At 31.9% G+C, this 307-nt stretch carries 1 protein-coding gene; it reads right to left on the bottom strand.

The annotated features are described in order from the left end of the window. Positions 1-210 (bottom strand): ribosome-binding factor A (locus tag ACNG5D_RS15970; protein ID WP_418184524.1); only part of this gene is annotated, 210 nt, incomplete at its 3' end. Positions 211-307 lie beyond the last annotated feature (97 nt).

The raw sequence follows: 307 nt of genomic DNA, 5'->3' as shown, positions 1-307 counted from the left end.
AATGCCTTGAATCAATTCTTTCCCTTTATCGTTTGGAAAAATACTTAAATACACCTTAGCAACAGATAAATCTACCGTTACTTTTACCTTAGAAACCGAAATAAGAATGCCTTGCATGCCACCTTGTGTAGCAGCTTTTTGAAGCACATCTACCAAATCGCGCTGTAACACAGAACCTATTTTTTTTTGTCTTTGACTTTCTTCCACCATATTCAATTTTAAAATGCCTTAGTTAACTTAATAATTTAAACAAGAGTTATTTGGACATTTGTTTTTTAAAACCCATAATGGGTTTTCTCTTTACAAA

It is taken from the genome of Algibacter ulvanivorans, assembly GCF_048381495.1.
Classification (GTDB): domain Bacteria; phylum Bacteroidota; class Bacteroidia; order Flavobacteriales; family Flavobacteriaceae; genus Algibacter_B; species Algibacter_B ulvanivorans.
The sequence above is the reverse complement of the archived record's forward strand: the minus strand, read 5'-3'. Positions and strand labels throughout refer to the sequence as shown.